Annotated in this window: 3 protein-coding genes; 2 read left to right on the top strand and 1 reads right to left on the bottom strand. The window is 71.1% G+C overall.

Going from position 1 to position 3,458, the window contains the following annotated elements:
• Both FUT87_RS26815 and ligD read left to right on the top strand, forming a co-directional pair.
• Positions 1-526: DNA polymerase ligase N-terminal domain-containing protein (locus tag FUT87_RS26815; RefSeq protein ID WP_310735333.1), on the top strand; the 526-nt coding region annotated here is incomplete at its 5' end.
• Positions 523-2,532 (top strand): DNA ligase D, encoded by a 2,010-nt coding sequence (ligD, locus tag FUT87_RS26810; RefSeq protein ID WP_147242952.1) that lies wholly within the window; start codon positions 523-525, stop codon positions 2,530-2,532. The genes FUT87_RS26815 and ligD, both read left to right, overlap by 4 nt.
• Here ligD and FUT87_RS26805 read toward each other — a convergent pair.
• Positions 2,510-3,458 (bottom strand): sensor histidine kinase KdpD (locus FUT87_RS26805; RefSeq protein ID WP_147242951.1); only part of this gene is annotated, 949 nt, incomplete at its 5' end. The two genes, ligD and FUT87_RS26805, sit on opposite strands and share 23 nt — an antisense overlap.

Below are 3,458 nucleotides of genomic sequence, written 5' to 3'. Positions count from 1 at the left end.
GCTGGAGCTCGACGGCGTGCTGCTGAGCTGGGCCGTGCCCAAGGGACCGTCCTACGACCCCAAGGAGCGCCGCATGGCGATCCATGTCGAGGACCATCCGCTGTCCTACGGCGGCTTCGAGGGCACCATCCCGCCCCGGCAGTACGGCGCCGGCGAGGTCATCGTCTGGGACAACGGCACCTGGGAGCCCGAGGGCGATCCGGCGCAGGGCCTGCGCGACGGCAAGCTGGTCTTCCGCCTGCACGGTCAGAAGCTGGCGGGACTGTGGCAGCTGGTGCGGACCTCCCGCGATGCCGCCAAGCGCGAGCAATGGCTGCTGATCAAGAAGCACGACGGCCGAGAGCGCGCGCATGCCGATTACGACGTCACCCTCGCGCTGCCCGACAGCGTGATCCAGCATCCGCTGGGGCTGATCGAGGAGCGCGAGGCCGGTGAAGCGGATGCGGCCGCCGCCACCCCGGACTTGAGCCGCGCGCGCAAGGCGCGGCTGCCGGCCGAGCTGCGCCGCAGCTCGCGACGCTGGTGAGCGCCACGCCGCCCGGCGAGTGGATCGCCGAGGCCAAGTTCGACGGCTACCGCCTGATGGCGCGGGTCGACAAGGGCAAGGTGCGCCTGATCACCCGTGGCGGCAACGACTGGACCGATCGCCTGGGCACGCTGGCCGAGGCCGTCGCCGGCCTGGGGCTGGACAACGGCTGGCTCGACGGCGAGATCGTCGTGCTGCGCGACGACGGCGCGCCCGACTTCAACCTGCTGCAGAACGCGATCGGCCATCCGAAGCGCCGCGCGCCGGCGGACCTCGTCTACTTCCTCTTCGACGTGCCCTTCCTCAACGGCCACGACCTGCGCGAGGTGCCGCTGCGGGACCGCCGCGCGGTGCTGCGCGCGCTGATGGCCGAGCAGGAGGACGGGCCGCTGCGCTTCAGCGAGGACTTCGCGGTGCCGCCCGAGGAGATGCTGGCCGCGGCCTGCCAGATGCGGCTCGAGGGGCTGATCCTGAAGCGCCCTGACAGCAGCTACGTGTCCGCGCGCAGCGACGCCTGGATCAAGCTGAAGTGCCAGCAGCGGCAGGAGTTCGTCGTCGTCGGCTTCACCGACCGGTCCGACGGCGCGAAGGCCCTGGGCAGCCTGCTGCTGGGCTACTACGAGGGCCGCGCGCTGCGGTATGCGGGCCGCGTGGGCACGGGCTGGTCGCTCAAGCTCGCCGGCGAGCTGCACCGGCAGCTGGCGGCGCTCGAGGTCAAGCAGCCGCATTTCGACGAGGCCACGATCGCCCGCAGCCATTGGGCCAAGCTCAGCGGCCGCAGCGGCGGCGTGGCCCGGTGGGTGAAACCGACGGTGGTGGTCGAGGTCGCCTTCGCCGAGTGGACGCCCGACGGGCATGTCCGTCATGCCTCGTTCCAGGGCGTGCGCGTGGATAAGGCGCCGCGCGACGTGGGTCGCGAATCGGCGAAGCCCGCCGAGGAGGTCAAGCCCGCGAAGGAGGCCAAGGGCGCTAAGGCGGGCAAGTCCGACGCGGCGAGCGCGGCCGGGAAGGCAGGCAAAGCCGTGAAGGCAGACAAGGCCGCGAAGGCGGAGAGCGCAGAAAAGGCGAGGAAGGTGGAGAAGGTGGAGAAGATGGAGAAGCCGAGCCGATCGGCGCCGGCTGCCAAGCGCGCTTCACCGGTAGCGAAGGACCAGCGGTCGGCCGCCGCCGCGCCGTCGGGCCAGTTGCGCATCACGCATCCGGACCGGGTGATCGATCCCTCCACCGGCCACACGAAGATCGAGCTGGTCCGCTACTACGAGAGCGTCATCGAATGGATGCAGCCGCATCTGGGCCGCCGGCCGGTGGCGATCGTGCGGGCGCCGGACGGCATCGAGGGCCAGCTGTTCTTCCAGAAGCATGTCGAGGGCGACGAGCTCATCGTGATCCCCGACGCCGCGGCGCTGATGCAGATGACGCAGATGAACGCGATCGAGTTCCACACCTGGAACGCGCAGGACGACCGGCTCGACCGCGCGGACCGCCTCATCGTCGACCTCGATCCCGGCGAGGGCGTGGCCTTCGGCGCGGTGGTGGAGGCGGCGCGCATCACCCGCGCGCTGCTCAAGGAACTGGGCCTGCTGAGCTGGCTCAAGACCAGCGGCGGCAAGGGCCTGCACGTGGTGGTGCCGCTCGACCGGCGCCACGACCACGCCACGGTGAAGGCCTTCAGCCAGGCTGTCGTGCGTCACCTGGCGGAGACCTTCCCGAAGAAGTTCTCGGCCAAGAGCGGCCCGCGCAACCGCGTCGGCAAGATCTTTCCCGACTACCTGCGCAACGGGGAAGGGCAGACCACCGCCTGCGCCTTCTCGGCCCGTGCGCGGCCCGGCCTGGGCGTGTCGATGCCGATCGACTGGGACGAGCTGGGCGAGCTCAAGCGCGCCGACCACTGGACCATCGCCAATGCGCGCGACCGGCTCAGCTTCCAGAAGCAGGATCCCTGGCAGGACTACTGGGGCACGCGGCAGACGCTGACACGCGGCCTCAAGCTGCTGGGACTGCCCTGAGCGCCCGGGCGTCCATCAGCGGCAGGCGCAGTTCGAAGCGGGCGCCGGTGCCGCTGCCCTCGCTGTGCACGCCGACCTGGCCGCCGTGCATGCCGATCAGCTGCTTGACGAGCGACAGGCCGATCCCCAGGCCGCCCTGCGAGCGATCCAGGGTGCGGTCGCCCTGGACGAACAGGTCGAACATGGTGAGCTGCAGGCTGGGCGGGATGCCGATGCCGTCGTCGCTGACGGTGATCAGCGCCTGGCCCGGGGCGCCGTCGCGGCCGCGCTCCTCGCGCAGCGAGAGCTCGATGCGGCCCAGCGGGTCGGTGTACTTGGCGGCGTTGGTCAGCAGGTTCGCCACGCACTGGATCAAGCGGGCCTGGTCGCCCCAGACTCGCAGCGGCGGGCCGCCGAGCGTCACCGAGAACCGGTGTTGGCGTTCCCGCATCAGCGGCTCCACCGTCTCCACCGCCTGGGCGATGACCTCGGGCAGCAGCACCGGCCCGAGCTGGAGTTCCACCCGGCCCTGCGTGATGCGCGACACGTCGAGCAGGTCGTCGACCAGCCGGGTCAGCGTCTCGACCTGCCGCCGGATGATGTCGACCATCTTGCGCGAGCGTTCGTCCGGCAGGCCCAGCCGGCTCAGCACGTCGCCGGCGCTGCGGATCGGCGCGATCGGGTTGCGCAGCTCGTGGGCCAGCATCGCCAGGAACTGGTCCTTCTGGCGATCCGCCGCCTCCAGCCGCCGGCGCGCCCTCAGGTGGGCGGAGATCTCGCGGTAGTAGCAGACGACGCCCGGCGCGCCGCTGGCCAGCGGGATGCGGCTGATCTGCCACTCGTAGGCCTCGGTCACGCCCAGGTCGCTGCGCTCCTGCACGAACTCCGGCGTGTGGTACGGCTCGCCGGTCTCCAGGGTGCGCTGGAACAGCGCCAGGATCTGGTCG

It is taken from the genome of Mitsuaria sp. TWR114, from assembly GCF_007997345.1.
This window is presented reverse-complemented; position numbering and strand designations above follow the sequence as displayed.